Genomic DNA, 23,907 nt, shown 5'->3' with positions numbered 1-23,907 from the left:
GAGTCTCCGGTCAGTCCGCGCACAGCGGGTCTTTCTTCATTTTGGGCTGGTTGCACAGGGCCGCACCGGCCAGTTCCACATCGGCGACATAATACAGGGATGACAGGCCCAGTCGATTCCGGCCGAGGTTGTGGAACACCAGACCAAAGGCGATATCGCCGGCGGTGTAGCTTTCGTGGTTGGTGGCAAAATAAGCCGCCGGCTGGGACAGTTCGTCGTCATCCAGCAGGGTTTCCACCCGGGCAGCGCCCCCGTGGTAGGCCTGTACCAGCAACAAGGTGAAGAGCCGGTCGCGCTTTTTCTTGGGCAGGTTGCCGAAGCGGGCGTCGAACACCGGCCGCAGGTTGCGGGCATTCTGGCTGGTCAGGCGCATGGCGCAGTCCAGTTGCGCCAGCCGATGCCAGTAGTTTTCCGGGCCGATCCCGCAATCACTGAGCACCATATCGGACAGCTGCATGATGCCGCGGGCGTTGGCGGCCGAGTGGGCCTGTTGCTGGGCACCGCTCTCGATCAGCAACTGGCCGGCGAGATAGCGGTCCATTTCCGCCGGCAGATCCAGCCGTTGCTGGTTACGGCGGGTCTGGTAGACATAGGAAAGGGCGGCGTGCAGGGATTCGGGTTGCTGTGCGGTGCCGACGGTCAGATCGTCCCAACTGCCCCACAGGCGATCGTCAGGCGCGGTGCCGAGGTAGCGTCCGATCGCCTCGTTCATATTGACGTGAGGCTGGTCGCAGGCCAGCGCAAAGGGGTAGCCGGTGGTCTCGGGGTCGCCGGCCACCCAGTACTCGCTACGACCCTCTTGCGCCATGCGTCGGCGGGTGGCGTTCAGTTTCTTCTGGGTGGCTTCGCGGGTGTCGGCGTTTTCCATGTAGCCGAGGAACTGGCCGCGCCGGTCAAACAGGATGTGGCGTTCAGTTTCGCTGCAGTAGCCGCTGCTTTCCAGGATCCAGCGGCGGATGGTCAGGATGTTCTGGTAGACGCCCTGGCTTTCCCAATAGGGCGATTCCCGGATGACGGAAGTCCAGTCCTTGAGTTTTTCGGCATGGCCGGTGCCGGACAACAAAATCAGGAAAAGCGACAGGCAGACTGTCCGCATCGGCATAGAAACGCTCCACCGCAAGCATGAGGTTGAAAGGCGCGGTCTCCGGATTTTGGCCGCAGGACCGGCTGGCTGCAACTGTCGGCGAAGGCGCGGGACGTGAAACTGAATCGGCCCTCGCGGCGTATTGGAGTCAGGGAGGAATCATCATGACGTACACTCTGAAACTGTGGATCATCCTGGCAATCGTTGCGCTGCCGGGTTTGGCGTCAGCGGCCTGTCCCGACTGGCTCGATGTGGACATCAACCGCCTGCGCTCCACGGAGACAATCAACCTCTGTGATCTGCAGGACGGCCACCCCATGCTGATCGTGAATACCGCCAGTTTTTGCGGTTACACAGGCCAGTTCCGGGGGCTCGAAGCGCTTTACAAACGCTACCGGGATCAGGGCTTCACCATCGTCGGCGTCCCGTCCAATGACTTCCGCCAGGAAGCCAGCAACGAAGCCAAGACGGCCGAAATCTGCTTTGTCGACTACGGTGTGACCTTCCCCATGACCGCGCCGCAGTCCGTCACCGGCCTGGAAGCCCATCCGTTGTTCCGCAAGCTGGCTGAAAAAAGCGGTGCCGCGCCGGGCTGGAATTTCAACAAATACCTGATCGATCCGGAGGGGAACGAGGTCTGGCACTACCCTTCTCGAGTGGCGCCGGACGACCCTGAACTCACCTCCCGAATCAAGGCGTTACTGGAATAACTGAACGGCCTGTCATTATTTCGCTGTTGGGGTATGCTTGTCGGGCACGGTGACATGCCACTACCCAAGGTCAGGATGCCTATGAATGTCAGCGATTACCTGCAGTTCGATGCCGTCGGACTGGCCGATCTGGTACGCCGCAAGAAAGCCACGCCCCGTGAAATCATCAACGCCGCCATTGAACGCGCCGAGGCGGTGAATCCGACCCTCAACGCCATCTGCCATGCCCAGTTCAGCGCGGCGCTGGAGCATCCGGCGTCGACCTCCGGGTTGTTGGCCGGGGTGCCTTTCCTGCTCAAGGACCTGGCACAGGAACAGGCCGGTGAGCCCTGCACCTTCGGCAGCCGAGCGCTGCGTCACCAGATTGCCGAGCGGGATTCCGCCTACGTGAAACGGGCGCGGGAAGCGGGCCTGGTGATCCTCGGGCGCACCGCGACGCCGGAGCTGGGGCTCAAGGCGGTCACCGAATCCCGCCTGTGGGGCCCGACCCGCAACCCCTGGGACACCGAATGCACGCCGGGCGGTTCCAGCGGCGGTTCCGGCGCCGCCGTGGCGGCCGGCATCGTGCCGATGGCCGGTGCCAACGACGGCGGCGGCTCGATCCGCATCCCCGCCGCCTACAACGGTCTGTTTGGCCTGAAGCCCTCTCGCGGGCGCGTGTCCGCCGGACCGGGCATGGGCGAACACTGGACCGGCGCCTCGGCCGATCATGTGGTCAGCCGCAGCGTGCGGGACAGCGCTACCATGCTGGATTACCTGGCCGGCGCCGAATCGGGTGATCCGTTTACCATTGCCCCGCCGGAGGGCACTTATGCCGATAAGGTCACCGAGACGCCGCGCCCGCTGCGGATTGGTGTGTTCACCAACTCGCCCTACGGCGGCGACGTGGCGCAGGAGTGCATCGACGCGGTGGAAAGCACGGCCAAGACCCTGGAAAACCTCGGGCACACGATTGAATACGCCCGCCCCGACTTTGACGGCATGGCCCTGGCCCGCTGTTACCTGGCGCTGTACTTCGGCGAGGTCTCCGCGGCGATGGCTCGGGCGGGGGAGCGATACGGCGCCCACGACCGGGATTTTGAACTGGATACGCGGTTGATCGGCATGCTGGGCCGCACCCTGCCGACGCCGGATTACGTTCGCCTGCGCCAGCAATGGAACGACTTCTCCCGGGCCCTGGGGCTGTTCTTTGAAACCTACGATCTCTACCTGTGCCCGACCACCGGGCAGATGCCGGCCCGCATCGGTGAACTGGACACCCCGGCGCACCTGCAGATCGTAAGTCGCCTTATGCTGCTGCTCAAGGCGGGCCGGTTGGTTCATCGCAGTGGCATGGTAGATCAGCTGGCGCTGGAGTCCCTGGCGCGCACGCCGTTTACCCAACTGGCCAACCTCACCGGCACGCCGGCCATGTCGATGCCGTTGCACTGGACGGTGCAGGGCATGCCGGTGGGCGTTCAGTTCGGCGCACCCCACGGAGGCGAGGCCACGTTGTTCCAACTGGCGGGGCAGCTGGAAGCGGCATTGCCCTGGTGGCATCGCTACGATGCACTTTCTTCGGCGGACACCTTGTGATCCGCCCCGGTCGTCTCCACGTTTAACCTTTTGGAGAGACACGCTATGCTGTAGGAGGGAGTTGCCCGACTCCCGAGGCGATCACTGAATAGACAGCCTGTCTAACGTAAGTGCGCCGGACAGGCAGTTGTGTCCAGTGTCTCCCCCTACCCTGATGGCACCGAGGAGGCGAGCGTACCATGAACTATCCGCAACCGATTGCGATCGACGAACTGGTATCTGTCGCACAGGGTGAAGCGATGGGAGAGCTGGATGCTCCCATGATGGCTATCGTCCTGTCTTCAGATCAGAGTTACGACTTGCCTATCCAGTCCCTGGAAACCGAAGCAGACAAGGCCCGCTGGGCGTTGATCCTGCGCGCGGCCCGGGAACATGTCGAAGCGGACGCGGTGGCCGTGCTCTATCCGGCCTGGACCACGATCCGTAACAAGCGCGAAACGGACCCCGAACCCAAGGAGGATGACGCACCGGATCCGATCGACACCCTGTTCGTGCAGTTGCATACCCGGGACCGGGTCTACTGGCGCGGCTTCGAGCAGATTCGCGATCCCCGGCACCAGCGCATCATTGGCTTCAAGCGAATCGGTGCCCTGTCGACGGACTACGACCGGGACGACGTGCCAACCGTCGCGGCCTGGCTGAACACGCTGTTCGAGCCACTGCCGGACGAGGGCGAGGAAACCGAAGTGGATCGGGAACTGGCCGACCTGCTGGAGGAGCCGGAAGTCAGCGCGGCCCTGTATCCGCGCCAGATGCGTAACCTTCACTGACACGCCAGACGGGCATGTACCGTCATTAAACGGGCTCCGGCCACGTCGGACAGACGACCTGACGTGGCCGGTGGCGTCCGCACCTGCCTCAAGACATCATCGGCAACGCCGCAAACCGCTGCGTGGCCCAATACAGGCTGATCACGGTCACCACCAGGGCGATGGCCGGAACCGCCGCGCGCTGGTACAGGCGATACCGACTGATGGCGTACAGCAATGGGAAAATCACGGCCAGGATCAGCAGCTGCCCCGCCTCCACCCCAAGATTGAAGCCCGCCAGGGCCAGGACCTTTTCCGACGTGCCGTGAGTCAGTTCCTCCAGAACACTGGCGAACCCGAAGCCGTGCACCAACCCGAATCCGAAGGCGATCTTCCAGGTCCGGTGACCCAGGATCGGGAAAAACAGGTTGATGGCGGTGACGGCAATGGAGAGCGCGATGATGATCTCCACCGGCCCGCTGGGCGGGTGGACCAGTCCCAGCACGGTCATGCCCAGGGTGATGGAATGCGCCACCGTGAACGAGGACACAATGCCGGCCAGTTCCCACAGACGACTGCGCAGGACCTTGGGTTCGCGCGTCGACTGGTGGCGGGCCAGGGTGGCCGGCAGGACCAGCACCAGCAGGAACAGCAGGTGATCGAAGCCCAGCAGCAGGTGCCAGATGCCCTGTTGCAGGAAATCCGCGAACACGCTGAACCAGCCGCGTCCGTCGGCATCCAGGGACAGGATCTGGTCATCCGGGCCGAGCACGGCGAGCTGTTCCTGGTCGCCATCGGTCTGCTGGATCAGGCCGCGATGCAGGCTGTCGACCTCAAACAGGAGGTCGTAGCGCAGCTGGTCCGGACCGGCATCCGACGGGCAACGCACCTGATAGCGCAGGGCGGCATAGGGGCCGTCGCTGTGACGGCTCAATCCCCAATCCTGACCCACCAGGCGGCAGTTCTGCGAACCGGCCTTGAGCTGCACGCCCTGTTCCAGGTAGCGGGTAATGTCGCCCCGGGCCCGGTTCAGCTCGTCGCTGGTGACCTGCCGGTCGCCGTTGGCATCGAGCGGCACCACCAGCGCCAGGTCGCGCAGGGCCACGTCGATCCGCAACTGCGACGGCTCTTTCGTCGTGTCGAGGTAGACGAAGCCGTCGCTGGCCTTGTGGGCCAGGGCTGGTCCCACCATCGCAAACAGCAGGGGCAGTCCTGCCAACCATCGGGTCATGGGGTGGTCTCCGGATAGCGTGCGTCCGACTGGTGGTTGTCGGCCAGCCAGTCGACCAGGTCCTGTCGGACCGATGTTTCACCGGCGGCGGTGGCCGCGCGCAGCAGTAGGCGGGTGTCGAGTGGTTCGCGCTGGCTTTGCCAGTTGAGCCTGGCGTAGCGGAAGGCGGCCTCCGGCTGCTGGCCCACATCCAGCAGGTAACGGGCGTAGTCCCGCTTGTGCAGGAGGTTGCCGCGCCACCGGGCCTCGGCGAAGCGCTGGGCCAGGCGCTGCTCGAACTCCCGGTCGTCTTGCTGGCTGCGTTTCAGGGCGATCGCCTTGAGGACGGCCAGGCTGTCGACTTGCTCGTAGCCCCGGGTCAGCGCCAGCGCCGCTTCCGGCTGATCCTGTTGCAGCAGCCAGTCGGCGTAGATCGCGCGGCTATAGAGATCGCCGGGATCCATCACCAGGACTCGCCGCCAGTGCGTCTGCGCCGCATCCAGGCCGAGCTGCGCGGCCAGTGACGCCAGGGTGCCTTCCGCCCAGGCGCGGCTCACGGGATCGCGAGTAGAACGCGATTGGTGTACAGCCCGGGACAGTCGTTCATAGGCCGCGCGGGCCTGGCCGGTTCGGGCGTCCACCTGGGCGAAACAGCTGGCCGCGATCAGGCCGGGGTAGTCGTCGGCAAACGCCTCGCAGGCCTGTCGGGACCCGGCATAGTCGCCCCGGACCAGCCGGATACTGGCCAGCGTCAGCCAGGCCTGACTGCGCAGTGGGCCGGACCGCTGCGCCTTAAGCACGGCTTTCAGGTCCGCTTCCGCCTCGTCGAATTGGTGCAGGCTCTGGCGCAGGCTGCCTCGCAAAAGCTGCAGTTCCGATGTCAGCCGGGTGGTGGGCCACTGGTCCAGGGCGCGCTGGGCGTAGCCCAGAAAACGCGGGTCGCCCTGTTGGCGGGCCGCCTTCAGCTGATGGCGGACCTCCGCGGCCAGCGCATCGGCACTCAGGCTCGTGGGCGCCGCGGACACGCCGGTCTCCGGCAGGTTGACCAGTACCGTCCGCGCTGGAATAGGCTCCAGTGGCGGGGCAGCCGCCAGACAGACCGGCGTGAAGAAAAGACAGAACAGGAGCGCGAAAAAGCCCCCGCCCGAAGGGGCGGGGTGAGGGTTGGCCGGCCCCCTGCCTCGTTGGAGGCGGCCAACAGACGCAGTATTACTGCAGGATGTCATCGTAGGCATCGGGGTCGTCCTGATCGTTGAACGAAAAGGTCACGTCGTTGACGTCTACGGCGTCGCGATCATCCTGCGTGTTCTTGATTTCCGACTTCACGAAGGCGGTGAAATCCACCTCGGCGTTATTGTCGTCGTCGCTGTCGTGGTTACTGGAGCAACCTGCCAGGCCCAACAACGATAGAGCGATCAAAGTCATAACCGCTTTCATGGCAACCTCCGGTTACGGCGTTGTGGGCGAGCCGGGAATCGGCGTGCCCAGGTACGGGAAGCCATCCAGCAGCTGGGACCGGTCAACGACGGCGCCGTCGGTCAGCGGCGCGCCGCTGTTCGGGTCGGTCTCGCCAAAGAACGGCAGGGTGGCGCCAATGGCCACGCGCAGCGCGATGTCCACCACGTCATCCACCGGTCGACGGCCGTTGGGGAAACCGGTGGCATCCGGACTGCTGGCGAGCAGGCCGAGATCAGACTGGTTGTTCACGTCCGGATCGGCCGCCGGAATGGCGGTATTCAGTCGCAGCATATCGGCCGCCTGCACGCCGGCAGGCTGGTTGGAGAAGATCACCGAACCACCGCCGTCCTTGAGGGTCAGGCCGGTCAGGAAGGCGGCCACCAGATCCACCCTCGGGAACACCTGCGGTTCCTGGATGGCGCCGCTGGTAACCACCTGCAGCAGTTTGGGCAGGGTCGGGTTGGTCACGTAGGTGGCAAACTGGTTGTCGTCGGCCGGCTCACTGGCGTTGAAGCGATCCTTGTCGGCCAGGCCAATCACCACCTCGTTCACCAGCGGCATGCCCAGTCGGGAGACCTGGGTGTAGGCGCCGCCCTTGACGCTGGCACCCTTGCCGTTGCGGGTCGGGGCCGGGTTGACGACCTGGGCCTGGCGGATGCTGGCGGTCGTCCAGCCGCCAATCACCGGGTCGCCGCCGGCCGTCTGGGAGGAGCCGGTCAGGCAGTCGGTGGGCACTTCCAGGGCAAAGGAGGTCACGTTCGCGTCATCCAGGGTGTCGAGGCCCTGGTCCCGAGCGCCCAGTGGATTGGCGAGGTTCACCAGATCGAAGATTTCACCCAGGTTCACCGCAAAGGCGTCCTTGCGCTGCCCAACGAAGACCCGGCCGTTACCGCTGCAGCCGGGCAGCGAGACGTCATAGACGTGATTGGCGGCGTAGGCGGCATAGTCGCTGATTGAGTTGGTGCCGATGTTGTCCAGTGGTTTGCGGAAGGTTTCGGTGCCGGTATCCACGTTGGTGGCCATCTGCACCGTGCCGGACCGGCGATCGCCGCGGATGACTTCCAGCGTGTACTCCTGGCGCACCTGGACGTTGTTGGTGTCCGTGGCCGCCGGGCCGATGGCGCCGATGTTCTTGAGCGGCACGGAGACCATCTCCCCGCCGATATCCAGCTGCAAGTCCTGTTTCACATCCGACAGATCGAAACGGAAGGTGATGTCCTCATGGGCATCGGCCGTATTGTCGATGTGAATTTCGTAGATGGCGTCATCGTCCAGATCGAAATAGTTGGGACCACCGTATGGATCCTGAAGGGGCAGGTAGTTGGCAATCAGGGTTACGGTGTCCTCATGCCCCGGTTCATAACTGCGGAACATGTAGAAGTCGGTGCCGTCGACCTTCGGGGTCTCGGTAATGAATGGGGCTTCACGGTGGCTGGATGCAAAGCCGGCGAGAGGGGTTGTACAGAGCCCTGCGATCGACACCGCGAGGAGCGATCGCTTCAGATTCAGGTTCATTATCCATTCCTCTGCTATTTTTAGTTGGCGAATGGTTCTGAGAGACAGCGGTTCGTATGTGCTGTCTGAGGCCGGTACGGCCCCCTCTTCTGAAAAGTTGCACCTCGTCAATAAATTATTCAGGCAGTAACCACAGCGCATCTACCCGCACGGGTCAGACGTACTGGTGCTACCTGATCTGGAAGAACGTCGAACCTGAAGAGCAGGGATTTATGTCATCAGAGACGGATCAGGAAGAATTGATGGGCCTGTTGGCGCGGGTTGCCCAGCAAGACCGGGCGGCCTTCCAGGCCTTATATCGGCAAATGGCGGGGCGGATGTTCGGCGTGTGCCAGAAACTGGCGGCCCAACCGGAACTGGCCGAGGAGGCATTACAGGATGCGTTCGTTCGCATCTGGCATCACGCCGGGGAGTATCACCGGGAGCGGGGCACGCCCCTCAACTGGATGCTGACCATCGCCCGCTACCGCACGCTCGATCTGATCCGGGCGCGCAAGGTGCGCCGGACCGCGGGCGATGACCAGCTCGAGAACGTGGCAGACGACAGCCTCAGTCCGCTGGAGGCTTCGATGCAGGCCGATGGGGCCGCAGCCCTGCAGGGCTGCCTGGAGGAGTTAAGCGACACCCAGCGGGACAGCATCCTGCTGTCCTATTACCGCGGGCTGACCCATGAAGAGCTGTCGGTCACGCTGAGCACACCGATCGGTACGGTGAAGAGCTGGATTCGCCGGGGATTACAGGCTTTGAAGAGGTGCCTGGAACGATGAAGAGAACACCGGAACGCATCGAACGCCTGGCGGCGGAATACGCCCTCGGTGCCCTGCAAGGCGGGGCGCGGCGGCGTTTTGAGCGCTGGATGATGGAATCCTGGGCGGTCCGGCAAGAGGTCTGGTACTGGGAAAACAAACTCGCGCCGCTGGCCGATGCGGTCCCTGCGGAAGAGCCACCGCAACGTGTCTGGACGGCGATCGAACGGCGGCTCTGGCCGGACACCGTCGAAGCGCCGGTACGGCGCGGCGGCGTGAGCTGGCTCTGGGCCGGTTGGAGCCTGGCGGCCACCGCCGCCGTGCTGGTGCTGGCGGTGATGCTGGTGCGTGAACCGGCGCCCCAGACCCAGGGGCCGCTGTTGTCGGGCGCGGTGGTGCAGCCGGATGTGAAGGATCCCCTGTGGCTGGTGGCGGAAACCGGCGAACCGGGCAAGCTGAGACTGCGGCCGGTGGCGGCTACGGCGCCGGAAGGCCAGCATGATTATGAGTTGTGGGTCGTCCCCGCGGACGGCAACCCGCTCTCACTGGGCGTCATTCCGGTGGGCAAGGACAGCCTGCAGATCACACTGTCGCCGGAAGCTCGCGCCGCTCTGCGGGCGTCAAAGACGCTGGCGATCAGCCTGGAACCGAAAGGCGGATCCCCCAGTGGCGCACCCACCGGCCCGATTCTGCACATCACGAAGTTGCATGAGCTGGAGTAACCAGCCCGGTTACCGGGCCAGCAGGGTGATGCAGAGCTGGGCCTGCTGCACGAAATGGCTGAAGGCGGTCAGCTGGTCCTCGGAAAGGCTGGCCTGCAGGTCGCCATTGTCGGCGTAGAACAGGCCCACCCGGCGGGAACCGGCATACAGCGGTCCCGCCAAAGCCGGGCGGATGCCGATCCAGGCATCGCAGTCCGGCAGCAGCGGCCGATCTCCGGCGGGCAGGATTTCGCACTGGTCGGTAAGCAAGCTCCTGAGACCGTCGGCGCCGTCCCGGTGGACCATAAAATGATCGCGCCAGGCGGCAGTGCCGCTGCCCAGCACCTTGCGGGGCACCAGCTCGGCGCCGCTGCGATCGGCCATCAGCAGCGCAACCCGACGCAGCCCGACCGCCCGATGAATGCCCTCCACGACCATCTGGCAAATGCCATTCAAATCCGGTTGGGTTGCCAGCGCGGCGGAAATGTCTCGCAGGATACTGAGTTGCAGACCGGGATCCCCCTGCGGCGCCTCGGGGACTTCTCCCGCGTCGGATTCTGCATTTCCGGGCAGGAGACCACGGATCTGGGGGATGCCAAAGGAAACGGCAATCTCCTCCGCCTCACCGGCATTGAGTCGCACCTGGTCACGCACGCTGGCAGGCTGCTCACCGATGTTTTCGGCGATGCGGGCGAGGCGTTTGTCCACCGCCGCCGAGCGCCAGCCGTTCTCGGCCTCACGGGCCAATTCAACGGAATCACGCACCAGGGCAACTGCGGGTGAACTGGCCCGTCCGGCGCTGACGACATCGTGAATAAAGCGACCCAGTTTCCAGGCGTCCACCAGACCGCGGGTGATTTCGACAAACGTGGTGCCGAGAATCTCTTTCTGCAGCTCGGCGGGTTTGTCGGCCGGCATGCGGGCGGCGAGTTCTGCCGCCTGTTCGGTGGGGCAGGACCAGAAAGCCAGTTCGCCGATGTTCATCAGCAATGCGCCGATAAACACTTCCTCATGGGCCTGTTCGTTGCCGCCGGGCAGCAGGCAGCGAGCCTGGACCGCCGCGTGCAGCGCCCGCGCCAGGGATTTCAGCAGGTGGGGGCGCGGATTGCGCTGGATCAGCGTATCGATCAACAGGGACGAGATGGCCATCGATTTCACCGCATCGAAGCCGATCAGCGTGATCGCACGGCTGACGGTGCTCACCTGAACCCGGCTGTGGTTGTAGAAGGCCGAGTTGGACAGGCGCAGGACCTGGGACGTGAGCTGGGCGTCGTTGAGAATCACGGCCGCCAGTTCGCTCACGGTCGAGTTGTTACTTTCCGCCAGCTGGTTAATGCGGCGCAGGGTGTTGGCCAGGACAGGCAGTTCGACCTGGCTGAGGTAATCCACCCAGGCCCGGGTCGACTGCAGACGCGTTGGCGTGTCGCTCAAGAATGTGGCTCCGAGATTTGTGACTGCTTGTTCAACTTGTGAGTCTAGCTGATTGCGTCCCTCCCGCCGAGTGCCGCGTTTCGGGCGGCGTTGCGGCATGCCCCGATTCGGGTTTGGCGCCGGCCTGCGCTATACTGCGCGATCATTTTCAGGTTTGCAGAGATGCCAAGTGATTGAGTTTGATCAGGTCCACAAGGCCTATGAGGTGGAAGGCCGGGCGATCCCCGCGCTGCAGCCCACCAGTCTCGCGATCGAGAACGGCGAAGTGTTCGGCATCGTCGGTCATTCCGGGGCGGGCAAATCGACGCTGGTTCGCCTTATCAACCTGCTGGAACGGCCCAGCGGCGGCCGGATCGTGATCGACGACGAGGACGTGACCGGGTACGACAGCGACGACCTGCGCAATTTCCGGCGCAAGGTCGGGATGATTTTCCAGCACTTCAACCTGCTGTCCTCCAAGACGGTGGAAGACAACATCGCCTTCCCCATGAAGCTGGCGGGGATCTATTCCCGGGACGAGATCCGCACTCGGGTGGCGGAATTGCTGGAGCGGGTGGGCCTGACCCATCACGCGCGCAAGTTCCCGTCCCAGCTGTCCGGCGGGCAAAAGCAGCGGGTCGGCATCGCCCGCGCCTTGGCCTGTCGCCCGACCATCCTGCTGTGTGACGAAGCCACCAGCGCGCTGGACCCGCAGACCACCCAATCGGTGCTGCGTCTGCTGGGGGATCTGAACCGGGAACTGAAGCTGACCATCGTCCTGATCACCCATGAAATGGACGTGGTGCGCCGGGTTTGCGACCGGGTGGCGGTGATGGACGCCGGCGAGGTGGTCGAGATGGGCCCGGTCACCGACGTGTTCCTGCATCCGAAGCACCCCACCACGCGCGACTTCGTGTTTGAAAGCGAGCATGTGGACGAGCAGGAGATGAAAGCCAATTTCGAGCAGGCCGAAGGCCGCATCCTGCGTCTGACGTTCCGCGGCGACTCCACCTACAAGCCGCTGCTGGGCAGTGTGGCGCGGGAAACCGGCGTTGATTTCAGCATCCTGTCCGGGCGCATCGATCGTATCAAGGATACGCCTTATGGCCAGCTCACCCTGTCACTGGTGGGCGGTGACCTGCAAGCCGCACAGGCCGCGCTGGAAGCGGCTGACGTTCACGTGGAGGTGGTGCGATGATGGATGATCTGCTCACCAACGTGGACTGGGGCGAAATCGGCGGGGCCAGCTGGGACACGCTGGTGATGGTCGGCGCGTCGCTGTTCTTCAGCGTGCTGTTCGGCTTGCCGCTGGGCGTGCTGCTGTTCCTGACCGGCAAGCGCCAACTGCTGGAACAGCCGGTGGCCTACGCCGTGCTGTCGTTCGTGGTGAACGTGCTGCGTTCGGTACCGTTCATCATTCTGCTGATCGTGATGATTCCATTCACGGTGATGCTGATCGGCACGTCGCTCGGTGTGGCCGGGGCCATTCCGCCACTGGTGGCCGGCGGTGCGCCTTTCTTCGCGCGGCTGGTGGAGACCTCGCTACGGGAAGTGGACCGCGGCATCATCGAGGCGACCCAGGCCATGGGCGCGACGGTGCGCCAGGTGATCTTCGGAGCGCTGCTGCCAGAAGCCATGCCGGGCATCATCGCCGGCATCACCGTGACGGCGATTACGCTGGTGTCCTACGCCGCCATGTCCGGTGTGATCGGCGGGGGCGGCCTGGGTGACCTGGCGATCCGTTTCGGTTATCAGCGATTCCAGACCGACGTGATGGTCATTACCGTGGCGCTTCTGGTTATTTTTGTTCAGATATTGCAAATGGTTGGCGACCGGCTGGTGCTTTATTTCAGCCGTCGCTGACACCGCATCACGCGGCGCTTTCCGGGCGCCGCCTAAAAGAAAAATTGCCATCGTAACAACGAGGACATTATGAAACTGACCAAGATTCTGGCGCTGGCTGCCACCCTGGCGGCATTTTCCGTACAGGCTGCGGACAAGCTGACCGTGGCGGCGACCGCCGTGCCGCACGCTGAGATTCTCGAGCACATCAAGCCGACCCTGGCCAAAGAAGGCGTGGACCTGGAAGTGAAGGTCTTCACGGACTACGTCCAGCCCAACATCCAGGTGGCCCAGAAGCGGATGGACGCCAACTACTTCCAGCACCAGCCGTACCTGACCGAATTCAACGACGGCAAGGGCACCAACCTGGTCAGCGTGGTGGGCGTTCACGTCGAGCCGTTCGGCGCCTACTCCAAGAAGATCGACTCCCTGGACCAGTTGGAAGACGGTGCGACCGTGGCGATCCCGAACGATCCCACCAACGGCGGCCGCGCGCTCCTGCTGCTGCAGAAGGCGGGCCTGATCAAGCTGAAAGACAGCAGCAAGATCACCGCCACTCCGCGTGACATCGCCGAGAACCCGAAGAACCTGAACTTCTACGAGCTGGAAGCGGCCACCCTGCCGCGCGTGCTGAGTCAGGTGGACCTGGCGATGATCAACACCAACTACGCGCTGGAAGCGGGCCTGAACCCGACCAAGGACGCGCTGATCATCGAAGGTGCGGATTCGCCTTACGTGAACATCCTGGTCGCCCGCCCGGACAACAAGGACAGCGACGCCATGAAGAAGCTGGCGGATGCCCTGACCAGCGACGACGTGCGCGAGTTCATCAAGGAGAAATACAAGGGTGCGGTCGTACCGGCCTTCTGATCCCGGTACCGGTCACCGCCCAAAAAAAGACCCCGGCCTTGGCCGGGGTCTTTTCGTTTGGGACAGCGATTGATTCAGTCGCCGCTCCAGTTGGCTTTCGGATCCGGGGTCATGCGCAGGTAGGGGCGCACCGCCTTGTAGCCTTTCGGAAAGCGTTTCTGGATCTCTTCCTCGTCCTGCAGGGACGGCACGATCACCACGTCATCACCGGCTTTCCAGTTGCCCGGCGTGGCGACCTTGTGATCGTCGGTCAGTTGCAGGGAGTCCACGACCCGCAGCACTTCGTTGAAGTTGCGGCCGGTGCTGGCCGGGTAGGTGATCATCAGCCGAACCTTCTTGTTCGGGTCGATCACGAACAGGGAGCGCACGGTCATGCTGTCGTCGGCGTTGGGATGAATCATGTCGTACAGGGTGGACACCGTGCGGTCACCGTCCGCGAGGATCGGGAAGTTGACGGTGCAGCCCTGGGTTTCGTTGATGTCGTTGATCCACCGTTTGTGGGACTCCACATCGTCGACACTCAGTGCGATCGCCTTGACGTTACGCTTGGCGAACTCGTCCTTCAGTTTGGCGGTCAGACCCAGCTCTGTGGTGCAGACCGGGGTGAAGTCCGCCGGGTGCGAGAACAGGATGCCCCAGCTGTCGCCCAGCCATTCGTGGAACCGAATGCGGCCTTCACTGGAATCCTGTTCAAAGTCGGGTGCGGTATCGCCTAGACGTAAGCTCATTGATGCTCCTCCTGTTAGTCGGTAACGCCGGCCCTACGGCGCTGATGGTCCATTGCTTCCAGTGACTATTGGGCCGGCCCGGTTGAACTCAAAAGACCTTTTTACTCTAGCTTATAACGCCCTGTTATGACTGCGGTTTGATCGCTTCACGGGCGAAATGTTCCCGGGTCAGGCGGAACACGATCGGGCTCAGCAGGGCCAGCGCGATCAGGTTGGGGATCGCCATCATCGCGTTCAGCGTGTCGGCAATCAGCCAGATGATGCCCAGGTTCGAGGTGGCGCCCACCGGAATGGCAATGATCCATAACACACGATACGGCCAGATCGCCTTCACGCCAAACAGGAATTCGATACAGCGCTCGCCGTAGAACGACCAGCCCAGGATGGTGGTGAAAGCAAACACCGCCAGGGCGATGGCCACCATGTAGTTGCCGACACCGGGTAAGACGTTGGCAAACGCCATGGACGTGAGTGCAGCGCCGGATTCCCCGCTGGTCCAGGCGCCGGAGGTGATGATCACCAGCCCGGTGATGGTGCAGATGATGATGGTGTCGATGAACGTGCCCAACATCGCCACCATACCCTGCTTGATCGGGTTGTTGGTCTGCGCCGCGGCGTGGGCAATCGGCGCCGAGCCCAGGCCGGCCTCATTCGAGAAAATCCCCCGGGCGACACCGAAGCGGATCGCTGCCCACACGGCGGCACCGGCAAAGCCCCCCTGGGCCGCCACGGGCGTGAAGGCGTGCTTGACCACCATGACAATGGCGTGGGGGATCTCGGTGGCGTTCAGGGCCAGGACAATCAGCCCGGAGACGAGATAGGCAATCGCCATCAGCGGCACCAGGGAGGACGCTACCTGGCCGATCCGCTTGATGCCGCCAATCAGCACCAGGCCCACCAGTATCGCCAGGACCAGGCCTGTCACCCAATGGGGCAGGCCAAAATTGGTTTGAACCACGTCGGCGACCGAGTTGGCCTGAACCGTGTTGCCAATACCGAAGCCGGCAATGGACGCGAAAATCGCAAACAGCACGGCCAGCCAGCTCCAGTGTCGCCCCAGCCCGTTGCGGATGTAGTACATGGGGCCGCCGACATGGTCGCCGCGTTCGTCGACTTCCCGAAAATTGACCGCCAGCACCGCTTCGGAGTACTTGGTGGCCATGCCCACCAGCGCCGTCAGCCACATCCAGAACAGCGCGCCGGGTCCGCCCAGGAAGACCGCCGTCGCCACGCCGGCGATGTTGCCGGTACCGACGGTGGCCGAGAGAGCGGTCATCAGCGCCTGGAACGGCGGTATTTCACCTTCATCCGTGGACTTGCGCCCCTGCCACATCAAACGGAAGCCCGCGCGGAGCTTGAGCACCGGCATCAGTTTCAGACCGAGGCTCAGGAACAGACCGACGCCCAGGATCAGGACCAGCATGGGCGGGCCCCAGACCCAGCCGTTGATCAGTTTTATGAATTCGGAAAGGGCTTCCATGTGCGTTTCCTCCTGAGGTGCGGGTTGGTGTTGTTGGAATGGAAGGAGTATAGACTTAAATGCCGATAATTACCGAAATATTCATAGGAAACAATGCGATAGATGAATAATTAGTCATTTTGGGCATGCATCGGTTTGCCGTACTGACTCATTGGATCGGGGAATCCGGGCATGGCTGGGGGGCTGGAATGCAGTATCCTAGTCACAGAGAAAAGGAGATGTCCGTGAACGTAGCCCTGAGAAGCAGTCCGCCCCAACTCCATACCGTATCGGCCAATGGCCTGGACTTCTGTGTAGAAACCCGTGGCCCGGCCGACGGTGAGCCGGTGGTGTTCATCATGGGCCTGGGGGCACAGATGACCCTGTGGCCAGAGGCGCTGCTGGATCGCTATGCGGCTGCCGGCTATCGCGTCATTCGCTTTGATAACCGGGACATTGGCCTGTCGACGCACCTGAAGGCGCGGTTGGAAGGGTATCCGCTCAAGGCCATGGCCCTGTCACGGCTGGGCCGGCCGATCGCGGCGCCTTACACACTGCACGATATGGCCGCCGACGTCTGCGGGTTGATGGACAGTCTGGGGCTGGAGAGTGCGCACATTGTTGGCGTGTCCATGGGCGGCATGATCAGTCAGATCCTGGCGGGCAACCATCCCCGCCGGGTGCGTTCGGCAACGCTGGTGATGACCTCCACCAACAGCCCGCGCCTGCCCATGCCGAAGCTGGCGCTGGTCTGGCGGCTGTCGGGTGTGGGCGTGAAGGGCCACGACGAAGACGCCGTGGTAGCGCGCTCGCTCGATTTCTGGCGGGCGATCCAGAGTCCGGATTATCCGACCTCACCGCACGAGGTGCGTGATCGCCTGATCAACGACTACCGGCGCAGTTACCATCCGGCGGGCATCCTGCGCCAGACCCGGGCGATTCTCGCCACCGGCAGTCTGTCATCGATCACCCGTCGCACCCAGGTGCCCACCAGTATCATCCACGGCGCGGCGGATCCCCTGGTGCGACCGGCGGCGGCCGATCAGTTGCGGTACCTGATTCCCCACGCCCGCCTCAAGCTGATTCCTGGCATGGGGCACGACATGCCCGCCCCGCTGCTGGAAACCATTGCCGAACAGAGCCTGGCCACCATCAAACAGGCGCGGGGCTGAAGACCTACCAGGAGCCGGTGTTCTCCATGCTGGCCCAGGGTTCCCTGGGTGGCAGGGCGTCGCCTTTCTGCAGCAGTTCGATGGAGATGTTGTCCGGGGAACGGACGAAGGCCATGTGACCGTCCCGGGGTGGCCGGTTGATGGTGACGCCTCCAGCCTGCAGCTTCTCGCACAGGGCGTAGATATCGTCCACCCGATAGGCCAGGTGACCGAAGTTGCGCCCGCCACTGTATTCTTCCGGATCCCAGTTGTGGGTCAGTTCCACCATCGGCGCCTTATCGGCCAGCGCCCGCTCTTTGTCTTCCGGCGCGGCGAGGAACACCAGTGTGAAGCGGCCCTTGTCATTGTCCATGCGGCGCACTTCCTCCAGGCCCAGGAGATCGCAGTAAAAATGCAGGGAAGCCTCGAGATCGGCAACGCGAACCATCGTGTGCAGGTATTGCATCAGTCGCTCCTCATCAGAAACAGAGACAGGTGTGATGACGCTATTCTCGCACAGATTGGTCGGGGTGGCGGCTGATGGGGCATGCGGGGTTTCGCGGACGGTGACGCGGGAAATCGGCGGGCAAAAAAGCGGGGGTCAGAAATAAAATAGCCAGCCCAAGAGACTTGAGCTGGCTATCAATCGGGAATACTCAAAACGAGATTCCTCCTTGTTGTTCGTCTTGTTCCGCGCCGGTTTTAGCGCTGGCGCAGGGCCGCCTTGATGCTGCGAGACTGGGCCGGACGATTGAGCGCTTCCAGGCTCATGGTCTGACGACGGCTGATGGCCTCAACACGAGACTGCTCGGGCACAGCCACGTTGCGGCGGAAACGGACGACCAGGTTGTTCAAACGCATAATACACCTCCAAAAGAACGAGTTTGTCCAGGCGCTCCGCGACGGGAACGTCCTGTTCATAAACGCCTAAGCGAAAAAATATGTCAGTGTCAGACGCTGCTGTGGAGGCCACGCAGGTCACCCCGAAAGAACTCGGAGTACGTCTCTGGAGGGGATCCCCGAAACGCAGGAGAAATGTACAATAATCCGGCAGTTTGGGGAATAAGTAGTCTACGAATTTTGTAAGAAAATGTTGCGTAAAATCTGAGCAATAGCGCGCGATGTCCCGCTACAGCAGCCCCACCCGGGAGCGCTGGTGGCCATCGATCAGGGCCAGGGTGCCGGAGGCGTTGTCGGGGTCCGGCAGGGCCATCTCCAACTGGTCGAGCAGTTCCGCAACGCCCAGGCGGCCATCAATGCAGCGTATCGCCGCGAAGGCCAGGTGCGTGGGAAGCCGGTGGTCCCCGTCCCTGCCCTCTTCCGGGCTCAGGCGTTGGGCCACCATGCCCAGTCGAACCAGCAACTGGGCGCGATCGCTCTCGCTGACCATCATCAGGAAGTCCCCTTCGGACACGACCCCTGCCGTATCGAAGAACTCCAGCCCGGACAGCAATTTCTCGGCCCAGTCGCGGCGCAGATGATTGGTTTCTTCTGCACTGAGGCTCGTCCTGTCGAACCCGACCCGCAGCCAGACCAGGGTCATGTCGCCACCAATCAGCTTCAGACGCTGGTTGGACTCCTCCAGTTGGCGCACCAGCCCGGCCCAGTTCCAGAGGCCCGTGACTTCGTCCAGCAGGTTCTCCCGGGCGCCGCCGCGAATGGTGTTCGTAGGAGCACGGTTGCCGGGGCTGTCGAACGTAAATTCCCGTTCCGTCAGACTGGCCAGATCCTGCAGGGCATCGAAGTCCATATCCGCGGCCTGGCGTGGGCGATTGTCGATAAGACACAGGGTGCCCACCGGCTGACGATTGCGCGCACGGAGCGGAATGCCGGCGTAGAAGCGGATATAGGGGTGCCCGGTGACTAGCGGGTTGTCGGCGAAACGGGGATCCTGGGCAGCGTCCTCGACAACAAACAGGTGTTCCTCGAGCAGTGCGTGCCCGCAGAAGGAAATACGGCGGTCGGTCTGGCGGGTGTCCAGCCCCTGGATCGACTTGAACCACTGGCGTTCCTCGTCCACCAGCGTGATGGCCGCCATGGCCACGCCAAAGAACTTCTGGGCCAGGCGCGTGATGCGCTCGAAACGCTCCTCCACCGGTGTGTCCAGGGCCCGGAGAGTGCGCAGGGCATCCAGGCGCTGCATTTCATCGTGCGGGCGGGGGGGTGTTTTCATGGAGTCCCTTCGGCAAACGGTTGAAGAACTGACACCAGTATAGGCATATTCCGGGATCGCTCACAGCACCGGGTTGGCAATGGTCAAGGCGCCTGCGATCCCTTTTTTGTATTTCCCTATCGGCGCAACTTTGCCTAGTTTAAGGGAACAGGGCATTGCCGAACGACAGGGCCGGCCGTAGCGGATTGGCGTCGCTTCAAAACGCCCGTCCTGCCATCGCCACCGCCCGCCTGCGATGCCTCCGGGGGCAAGCGCCCCGCTGGAACAGGAGAGTCCGTCATGCGATCACTCAAGGTCGGCGATGTGATGTGGAATCACATCGAACCGGTACACAGTGGAACGCCATTGACCAAGGTCGTGGAGGTGTTGCTGCGCAATCACGTTACTGGCTTGCCAGTGGTGGATAACAAGCGCCATGTGCTCGGCTTCGTTTCCGAGCAGGACTGCATTCATGCCATGCTGGTGACCAGCTATCACCATGAAGGGGAGCCGGTCGTGGAGGACGTCATGTTCTCCGATCCGCTGACGGTGCCACCGGAGATGGCCGTTGTGGATCTGGCGCAGAATCTCGGTCGTAACAAGCCCAAGATCTATCCCGTGGTGGACGGTGGCCGTCTGGTCGGTATCATAACCCGGGCCGCGATCCTGGCTGCTCTGGCCAAGACCGGCTATGGGGTGGCCGTGCCGAGGTTTGCCACCGAGGACTGATCGCCGCCGGTGGGGAAATCGGCATGGCTCCGGGCGATCGGATCCTGACAGAACCGCGGCAAGAGGGTTGAACCACTCGCCCCGAAGGCCCCCGAGGCAGGCAGACGCTTGCCCGAAGGATGGACACTGGCGGGCGTCCGGCTTTAGACCCGGACGCCTTTCCCGCAATTGAGGGTGGCGCAGAAGGCGGGCCGATCACGATGGGTCACACGGTTGTGCGCTGCCCCGGACTGGGTAGAGAGGAATCAACGATGGAACTGCTTTCATCCAACCGCTGCTTTGATGGCGAGCACCGCCGGTATCGCCATCGTTCCGATGTGCTGGATTGCGACATGGTGTTTGCCGTATTCCTGCCACCGCAGGCCCGGAAGGCGCCTGTGCCCGTGCTTTACTGGTTGTCGGGACTGACCTGCACGGATGAAAACTTCATGCAGAAGGCCGGAGCCCAGAAGCGGGCCGCAGAGTTGGGCCTGGCCATCGTCTGCCCGGACACCAGCCCGCGTGGGGTGGATCTGCCCGGCGAAGACGACAGCTATGATTTTGGCAGCGGGGCCGGCTTTTACGTCAACGCCACCCAGGCGCCCTGGTCAAAGCACTACCGCATGTACGATTACGTGGTCCGTGAGCTGCCGGCATTGCTGGAGGCCGAATTGCCGGTGACCGACCAGCGAGCGGTATCCGGTCATTCCATGGGCGGGCACGGCGCGTTGATTGCAGCCCTGAAAAACCCGGGTCGCTACGCCTCGGTTTCGGCGTTCGCGCCCATTTGCCACCCCACGGCCTGTCCCTGGGGGCAGAAGGCGTTCCTGGGGTATCTGGGCGGGGATGAATCCACCTGGGCGGAATACGACGCTACTTTGCTGATTCCGGAGGCGGAGGAGCGTCTGCCTCTGCTGATCGATCAGGGCACGGCCGACCAGTTCCTGGAAGAGCAACTCTATCCGGAGACGCTGGCCGAGGCCTGTGAGCGAGTGCATCACCACGTGACCCTGCGCATGCACAGCGGCTATGACCACAGCTACTTCTTCATCGCATCGTTCATAGACGAGCACCTGGATCACCACGCCAAGGCGCTGGGCCTGCTGTAAATCACGCGGCCTTGAGGGATCGAAGTCGGGGGCGCTGGACTCGCGCCCCCGGACCGGAGACGGGGTGGCGTGTCAGGCGTCTCCGTCCACCTGCAGCACCACCTTACCCTGGCTGGTGTTGGACTGCAGGTAATCCATGGCACTGGCGGCCTTTTCGATGGGGTATTCCCGATCGATGATCGGCCGCACCTCACCTTCGGCCAGCAACGGCCAGACCGTCTCGTACAGTGCGTCCATGACGTCACCCTTGACCGCCACCGGCTGTGAGCGGAGGGTGGAGCCGATCAGGCGCTGACGCTTCATCAGCATCAGGCCCAGATCCAACTGGGCCTGCCGGCCACCCATCAGACCGATCAGCACGATGCGCCCGTTGGGCCGCAGCACCTGCTGATCCAGACCGATGTAATCGCCACCGACCGGGTCCAGCACCATGTCGGCCCCGCCCCAGTCCAGCACCGCCGTCACAAAGCTGCCGTTGTGGCGATTCCAGCCGTTGTCTGCGCCCAGTCGCATGCAGGCCTCCACCTTGGCGTCGCTGCCGGCTGTCACGAAGACCGGATTGCCCAGCGCACGACCCAGCTGGATCACGGCTGTGCCGACGCCGCTGGCGCCGGCATGGAGCAGGATGCGTTCGCCCGGTTTGAGCGCCGCTTCCATGTAGAGATTGAGCCACGCCGTGGCGAAGACTTCGGGCAGGCCCGCGGCTTCGCGCAGCGACACATTCTCCGGTAAGGGCAGCACCTGCGGTGCAGGCACCATCACCTGCTCCGCGTAACCACCGCCGGCCAGCAAGGCACAAACCGGGTCGCCGACCTGGAGATGGGTGACGTCCTCACCCACCGCATGCACGTGCCCGCTCACTTCCAGGCCCAGAATTGCCGACGCGCCCGGCGGCGGTGGATAGGCCCCGGCGCGTTGCATCAGATCGGCCCGGTTCATACCGGCATAGGCAACGTCGATCAGGACCTCGTTAGCTCTTGGCGAGCCCGGTGACGGGTGATCCCGCCACTCGAGCCGGTCGTTGTCGATGGCAATCGCTTTCATGGTGTCAGCCCTTGATGGCTTTGATGACCGCTTTTGCGGCGTCTTCCGACGATGCCGGGTTCTGGCCGGTAATCAGGTTATCGTCGACCACCACGTGAGAGCCCCAGTCGTCGGTCCGGCTGTATTCACCACCGCTTTCCTTGAGCATGTCTTCCACCAGGAACGGAACCACATCGGTCAGCTGGACCGCCGCTTCCTCGCTGTTGGTGAAACCGGTCACCTTGCGGCCTTTGACCAGGGCGTCGCCGTTGGGGCCCTTGACGTGACGGAACACACCGGGGGCGTGACACACCGCGCCGATCACCGTGCTGTTGCCTGCCGCTGCTTCCAGTAGCGTGATGGACGTCGGGTCCTCAGCAAGATCCCACAGCGGACCGTGACCGCCCGGATAGAAAATGGCGTCGTAATCGGATGAGCTGACGCTGTCCAGCTTCAACGTATTGGCCAGCGCCTTGCGGGCTTCGGTGTCCTGTTTGAAGCGGCGCGTGGCGTCGGTCTGGGCGTCTTCGGCGTCGCTGTTGGGGTCAACCGGAGGCTGGCCGCCGGCGGGGGATGCCAGGGTGACGTCGATGCCGGCGTCCACGAAGGCGTAATAGGGGGAGGCAAATTCCTCGAGCCAGAAGCCGGTCTTGTGCCCGGTGTCGCCCATCTGGTCGTGCGAGGTCAGTACCATCAGTACTTTCATGTTGTTCCTCCTGAGTGCGTCATTGGATAGCATTGTTCAACGCTAACGTATATTAGACCGGTCGTCTAATAGCTGTTTGCCGGTATATCGCCGTCTCCATAGAAGTATATAGGGACAGCCACCGCCCACATTCAACCCGTCGTGCCGGGACGATCAGGTCGCCTCGATCCATTGTCGCAGGCGGAGATGAGCGTCATTCGTCAGGGTCGGGTTGGCGGCAAACCAGAGTCGTTCCAGTGCTGTCATGATCGCGCTGGCCCGTTGCAGCTCCGCTACGCTGAACCCGGTCATACGGCTCAGCATGGTGATTTGATCACTGTTAAGGGCGAAACCGTTGATGGCGCCGCCCATATCCAGGCACGGATCGCCGGCGCCGGCGAATTCCCAATCCAGCAGCGTCCAGCCGCCGCGACCGATCAGCAGGTTCCCCGGATGCCAGTCGTGGTGACAGAGGACCCGGCAGGTGGGCGGCCGGTAGTGAGTTAACAGGGCATCGACACGCCGTTGTGCGGCGGACGCATCGGCACCGCAACGTCGGGCCAGTCGAATCATCTGCTCCGGGATATCGACGACGGGCAACGGGGCGGTGATGGCGTGGACGCTTTCCAGGGCGTGAGCCAGCCAGTGGAGCCGGGTCGACGCGCCACCCAGGGGCGGTTCACCGTGCATCCATTCACTCAGCATGCTGTGGGCATCGTGGTGATGGACGATGGGCGCCCAGGGCTGGCCGGCGATGGCGTCGAGCACCTGTCGTTCCCGGACGGTGTCGATCCCCAGGGCATCCGGGTCCGGATGGTTCAGGCGCAGTGCAAAAACGCCGTCTTCGGAGGTGAGCCGGTACACCTCATTGCACAGGCCCGCGTTGATGCGAGCGGCGTGGGCATGGCGCAACCGGCGTTGCCAGTCGTCCGGCAGAGGGGCAAGCAAGCGGTCGATGTCGGGGGGAGGCGGTGACGTCATGGCGGATCCGGCAGAAAGCTCTGGCCGGAGTTATCGCACAG

At 63.3% G+C, this 23,907-nt stretch carries 25 protein-coding genes; 11 read left to right on the top strand and 14 right to left on the bottom strand.

Translation table 11 applies throughout. From position 1 onward, the window contains the following. Positions 1-10 precede the first annotated feature (10 nt). On the bottom strand, positions 11-1,102 hold the full coding sequence (locus J3364_RS08845; protein ID WP_349558008.1) for a hypothetical protein: 1,092 nt from the start codon (positions 1,100-1,102) through the stop codon (positions 11-13). Between the two features lie 158 nt (positions 1,103-1,260). On the opposite strand from J3364_RS08845, the gene J3364_RS08840 reads away from it, so the two are divergent. The 3 genes from J3364_RS08840 (at position 1,261) to J3364_RS08830 (ending at position 4,139) form a co-directional block, all read left to right on the top strand. Further along, positions 1,261-1,794 carry a glutathione peroxidase gene (locus tag J3364_RS08840; protein WP_349558096.1) on the top strand — a complete coding sequence of 178 codons (534 nt, stop codon included), beginning with the start codon at positions 1,261-1,263 and terminating at the stop codon, positions 1,792-1,794. A gap of 81 nt (positions 1,795-1,875) precedes the next feature. Then, positions 1,876-3,369 (top strand): amidase, encoded by a 1,494-nt coding sequence (locus J3364_RS08835; RefSeq protein ID WP_349558007.1) that lies wholly within the window; start codon positions 1,876-1,878, stop codon positions 3,367-3,369. 179 nt (positions 3,370-3,548) lie between these two features. Further along, the gene (locus tag J3364_RS08830) at positions 3,549-4,139 is read left to right on the top strand and encodes a hypothetical protein (protein ID WP_123635627.1); all 591 of its coding nucleotides are present in this window, start codon (positions 3,549-3,551) and stop codon (positions 4,137-4,139) included. A gap of 88 nt (positions 4,140-4,227) precedes the next feature. On the opposite strand, the gene J3364_RS08825 is transcribed toward J3364_RS08830, so the two are convergent. The 4 genes from J3364_RS08825 to J3364_RS08810 all read right to left on the bottom strand — a co-directional run bounded on the left by J3364_RS08825 (position 4,228) and on the right by J3364_RS08810 (position 8,301). After that, complete coding sequence (locus J3364_RS08825; RefSeq protein WP_349558006.1) at positions 4,228-5,349, bottom strand: HupE/UreJ family protein; 1,122 nt, start codon at positions 5,347-5,349, stop codon at positions 4,228-4,230. Then, positions 5,346-6,353, bottom strand: coding sequence for a tetratricopeptide repeat protein (locus tag J3364_RS08820; RefSeq protein ID WP_349558005.1), 1,008 nt, complete (start codon positions 6,351-6,353; stop codon positions 5,346-5,348). Before J3364_RS08820 ends, J3364_RS08825 begins: the two co-directional genes overlap by 4 nt. Positions 6,354-6,537: 184 nt before the next feature. Then, positions 6,538-6,765 carry a hypothetical protein gene (locus J3364_RS08815; RefSeq protein ID WP_349558004.1) on the bottom strand — a complete coding sequence of 76 codons (228 nt, stop codon included), beginning with the start codon at positions 6,763-6,765 and terminating at the stop codon, positions 6,538-6,540. Between the two features lie 12 nt (positions 6,766-6,777). After that, positions 6,778-8,301: a DUF4331 domain-containing protein gene (locus J3364_RS08810; RefSeq protein WP_349558003.1), complete on the bottom strand. Its 1,524-nt coding sequence runs from the start codon at positions 8,299-8,301 to the stop codon at positions 6,778-6,780. A gap of 212 nt (positions 8,302-8,513) precedes the next feature. Here J3364_RS08810 and J3364_RS08805 point away from each other — a divergent pair, with 212 nt between their 5' ends. Together J3364_RS08805 and J3364_RS08800 are read left to right on the top strand one after the other, a co-directional pair. Beyond that, a complete protein-coding gene (locus J3364_RS08805; RefSeq protein ID WP_349558002.1) occupies positions 8,514-9,068 on the top strand; it encodes a sigma-70 family RNA polymerase sigma factor in 555 nt (184 codons plus the stop codon). Then, positions 9,065-9,769 carry an anti-sigma factor gene (locus J3364_RS08800; protein ID WP_349558001.1) on the top strand — a complete coding sequence of 235 codons (705 nt, stop codon included), beginning with the start codon at positions 9,065-9,067 and terminating at the stop codon, positions 9,767-9,769. Before J3364_RS08805 ends, J3364_RS08800 begins: the two co-directional genes overlap by 4 nt. Positions 9,770-9,778: 9 nt before the next feature. Here the strand turns inward: J3364_RS08800 and J3364_RS08795 are convergent, their stop codons facing one another. Then, on the bottom strand, positions 9,779-11,179 hold the full coding sequence (locus J3364_RS08795; RefSeq protein WP_349558000.1) for an HDOD domain-containing protein: 1,401 nt from the start codon (positions 11,177-11,179) through the stop codon (positions 9,779-9,781). Between the two features lie 169 nt (positions 11,180-11,348). Between J3364_RS08795 and J3364_RS08790 the strand changes: the two genes are divergently transcribed. From J3364_RS08790 to J3364_RS08780, 3 genes are all read left to right on the top strand, one after another. Next, positions 11,349-12,356 carry a methionine ABC transporter ATP-binding protein gene (locus J3364_RS08790; RefSeq protein WP_349557999.1) on the top strand — a complete coding sequence of 336 codons (1,008 nt, stop codon included), beginning with the start codon at positions 11,349-11,351 and terminating at the stop codon, positions 12,354-12,356. After that, positions 12,356-13,021, top strand: a complete 666-nt coding sequence (locus tag J3364_RS08785) for a methionine ABC transporter permease (RefSeq protein ID WP_123635640.1) — start codon at positions 12,356-12,358, stop codon at positions 13,019-13,021. Before J3364_RS08790 ends, J3364_RS08785 begins: the two co-directional genes overlap by 1 nt. Before the next feature lie 69 nt (positions 13,022-13,090). Continuing rightward, positions 13,091-13,870, top strand: coding sequence for a MetQ/NlpA family ABC transporter substrate-binding protein (locus tag J3364_RS08780; RefSeq protein ID WP_131484087.1), 780 nt, complete (start codon positions 13,091-13,093; stop codon positions 13,868-13,870). A gap of 74 nt (positions 13,871-13,944) precedes the next feature. On the opposite strand, the gene J3364_RS08775 is transcribed toward J3364_RS08780, so the two are convergent. Together J3364_RS08775 and J3364_RS08770 are read right to left on the bottom strand one after the other, a co-directional pair. Further along, positions 13,945-14,598 carry a peroxiredoxin gene (locus J3364_RS08775; RefSeq protein WP_349557998.1) on the bottom strand — a complete coding sequence of 218 codons (654 nt, stop codon included), beginning with the start codon at positions 14,596-14,598 and terminating at the stop codon, positions 13,945-13,947. A gap of 124 nt (positions 14,599-14,722) precedes the next feature. Next, a complete protein-coding gene (locus J3364_RS08770) occupies positions 14,723-16,078 on the bottom strand; it encodes an alanine/glycine:cation symporter family protein (protein WP_349557997.1) in 1,356 nt (451 codons plus the stop codon). Between the two features lie 224 nt (positions 16,079-16,302). On the opposite strand from J3364_RS08770, the gene J3364_RS08765 reads away from it, so the two are divergent. Next, positions 16,303-17,229 carry an alpha/beta fold hydrolase gene (locus J3364_RS08765; RefSeq protein ID WP_502882491.1) on the top strand — a complete coding sequence of 309 codons (927 nt, stop codon included), beginning with the start codon at positions 16,303-16,305 and terminating at the stop codon, positions 17,227-17,229. A gap of 4 nt (positions 17,230-17,233) precedes the next feature. Here J3364_RS08765 and J3364_RS08760 read toward each other — a convergent pair whose 3' ends face one another. The 3 genes from J3364_RS08760 to J3364_RS08750 form a co-directional block, all read right to left on the bottom strand. After that, the gene (locus tag J3364_RS08760; protein WP_349557995.1) at positions 17,234-17,674 is read right to left on the bottom strand and encodes a VOC family protein; all 441 of its coding nucleotides are present in this window, start codon (positions 17,672-17,674) and stop codon (positions 17,234-17,236) included. Between the two features lie 236 nt (positions 17,675-17,910). Beyond that, the gene (locus tag J3364_RS08755; protein ID WP_190294922.1) at positions 17,911-18,069 is read right to left on the bottom strand and encodes a hypothetical protein; all 159 of its coding nucleotides are present in this window, start codon (positions 18,067-18,069) and stop codon (positions 17,911-17,913) included. A 268-nt stretch (positions 18,070-18,337) separates the two neighbouring features. Beyond that, a complete protein-coding gene (locus tag J3364_RS08750; RefSeq protein ID WP_349557994.1) occupies positions 18,338-19,381 on the bottom strand; it encodes a GAF domain-containing protein in 1,044 nt (347 codons plus the stop codon). Between the two features lie 279 nt (positions 19,382-19,660). Here J3364_RS08750 and J3364_RS08745 point away from each other — a divergent pair, with 279 nt between their 5' ends. Together J3364_RS08745 and fghA are read left to right on the top strand one after the other, a co-directional pair. After that, on the top strand, positions 19,661-20,089 hold the full coding sequence (locus tag J3364_RS08745; RefSeq protein WP_349557993.1) for a CBS domain-containing protein: 429 nt from the start codon (positions 19,661-19,663) through the stop codon (positions 20,087-20,089). 251 nt (positions 20,090-20,340) lie between these two features. After that, a complete protein-coding gene (gene fghA / locus J3364_RS08740) occupies positions 20,341-21,177 on the top strand; it encodes an S-formylglutathione hydrolase (protein WP_349557992.1) in 837 nt (278 codons plus the stop codon). Positions 21,178-21,249: 72 nt separating this feature from the next. Here the strand turns inward: fghA and J3364_RS08735 are convergent, their stop codons facing one another. From J3364_RS08735 to J3364_RS08725, 3 genes are all read right to left on the bottom strand, one after another. After that, complete coding sequence (locus tag J3364_RS08735) at positions 21,250-22,221, bottom strand: NAD(P)H-quinone oxidoreductase (RefSeq protein WP_349557991.1); 972 nt, start codon at positions 22,219-22,221, stop codon at positions 21,250-21,252. Between the two features lie 4 nt (positions 22,222-22,225). Then, positions 22,226-22,906, bottom strand: coding sequence for a type 1 glutamine amidotransferase domain-containing protein (locus J3364_RS08730; RefSeq protein ID WP_349557990.1), 681 nt, complete (start codon positions 22,904-22,906; stop codon positions 22,226-22,228). Positions 22,907-23,059: 153 nt separating this feature from the next. Next, positions 23,060-23,866 (bottom strand): phosphotransferase, encoded by an 807-nt coding sequence (locus tag J3364_RS08725; RefSeq protein ID WP_349557989.1) that lies wholly within the window; start codon positions 23,864-23,866, stop codon positions 23,060-23,062. Positions 23,867-23,907 lie beyond the last annotated feature (41 nt).

It is taken from the genome of Marinobacter sp. NFXS9 (genome assembly GCF_040148665.1).
In the GTDB taxonomy this organism is placed as follows: domain Bacteria; phylum Pseudomonadota; class Gammaproteobacteria; order Pseudomonadales; family Oleiphilaceae; genus Marinobacter_A; species Marinobacter_A mangrovi.
The sequence above is the reverse complement of the archived record's forward strand: the minus strand, read 5'-3'. Positions and strand labels throughout refer to the sequence as shown.

Excerpts from the sequence above, each read along its gene's own strand:
- J3364_RS08845 (WP_349558008.1), bottom strand. The coding sequence starts at position 1,102 with ATGCCGATGCGGACAGTCTGCCTGTCGCTTTTCCTGATTTTGTTGTCC.
- J3364_RS08835 (WP_349558007.1), top strand. The coding sequence starts at position 1,876 with ATGAATGTCAGCGATTACCTGCAGTTCGATGCCGTCGGACTGGCCGAT.
- J3364_RS08830 (WP_123635627.1), top strand. The coding sequence starts at position 3,549 with ATGAACTATCCGCAACCGATTGCGATCGACGAACTGGTATCTGTCGCA.
- J3364_RS08825 (WP_349558006.1), bottom strand. The coding sequence starts at position 5,349 with ATGACCCGATGGTTGGCAGGACTGCCCCTGCTGTTTGCGATGGTGGGA.
- J3364_RS08815 (WP_349558004.1), bottom strand. The coding sequence starts at position 6,765 with ATGAAAGCGGTTATGACTTTGATCGCTCTATCGTTGTTGGGCCTGGCA.
- J3364_RS08810 (WP_349558003.1), bottom strand. The coding sequence starts at position 8,301 with ATGAACCTGAATCTGAAGCGATCGCTCCTCGCGGTGTCGATCGCAGGG.
- J3364_RS08805 (WP_349558002.1), top strand. The coding sequence starts at position 8,514 with ATGTCATCAGAGACGGATCAGGAAGAATTGATGGGCCTGTTGGCGCGG.
- J3364_RS08800 (WP_349558001.1), top strand. The coding sequence starts at position 9,065 with ATGAAGAGAACACCGGAACGCATCGAACGCCTGGCGGCGGAATACGCC.
- J3364_RS08785 (WP_123635640.1), top strand. The coding sequence starts at position 12,356 with ATGGATGATCTGCTCACCAACGTGGACTGGGGCGAAATCGGCGGGGCC.
- J3364_RS08780 (WP_131484087.1), top strand. The coding sequence starts at position 13,091 with ATGAAACTGACCAAGATTCTGGCGCTGGCTGCCACCCTGGCGGCATTT.
- J3364_RS08775 (WP_349557998.1), bottom strand. The coding sequence starts at position 14,598 with ATGAGCTTACGTCTAGGCGATACCGCACCCGACTTTGAACAGGATTCC.
- J3364_RS08770 (WP_349557997.1), bottom strand. The coding sequence starts at position 16,078 with ATGGAAGCCCTTTCCGAATTCATAAAACTGATCAACGGCTGGGTCTGG.
- J3364_RS08760 (WP_349557995.1), bottom strand. The coding sequence starts at position 17,674 with ATGCAATACCTGCACACGATGGTTCGCGTTGCCGATCTCGAGGCTTCC.
- J3364_RS08755 (WP_190294922.1), bottom strand. The coding sequence starts at position 18,069 with ATGCGTTTGAACAACCTGGTCGTCCGTTTCCGCCGCAACGTGGCTGTG.
- J3364_RS08750 (WP_349557994.1), bottom strand. The coding sequence starts at position 19,381 with ATGAAAACACCCCCCCGCCCGCACGATGAAATGCAGCGCCTGGATGCC.
- J3364_RS08745 (WP_349557993.1), top strand. The coding sequence starts at position 19,661 with ATGCGATCACTCAAGGTCGGCGATGTGATGTGGAATCACATCGAACCG.
- fghA (WP_349557992.1), top strand. The coding sequence starts at position 20,341 with ATGGAACTGCTTTCATCCAACCGCTGCTTTGATGGCGAGCACCGCCGG.
- J3364_RS08735 (WP_349557991.1), bottom strand. The coding sequence starts at position 22,221 with ATGAAAGCGATTGCCATCGACAACGACCGGCTCGAGTGGCGGGATCAC.
- J3364_RS08730 (WP_349557990.1), bottom strand. The coding sequence starts at position 22,906 with ATGAAAGTACTGATGGTACTGACCTCGCACGACCAGATGGGCGACACC.
- J3364_RS08725 (WP_349557989.1), bottom strand. The coding sequence starts at position 23,866 with ATGACGTCACCGCCTCCCCCCGACATCGACCGCTTGCTTGCCCCTCTG.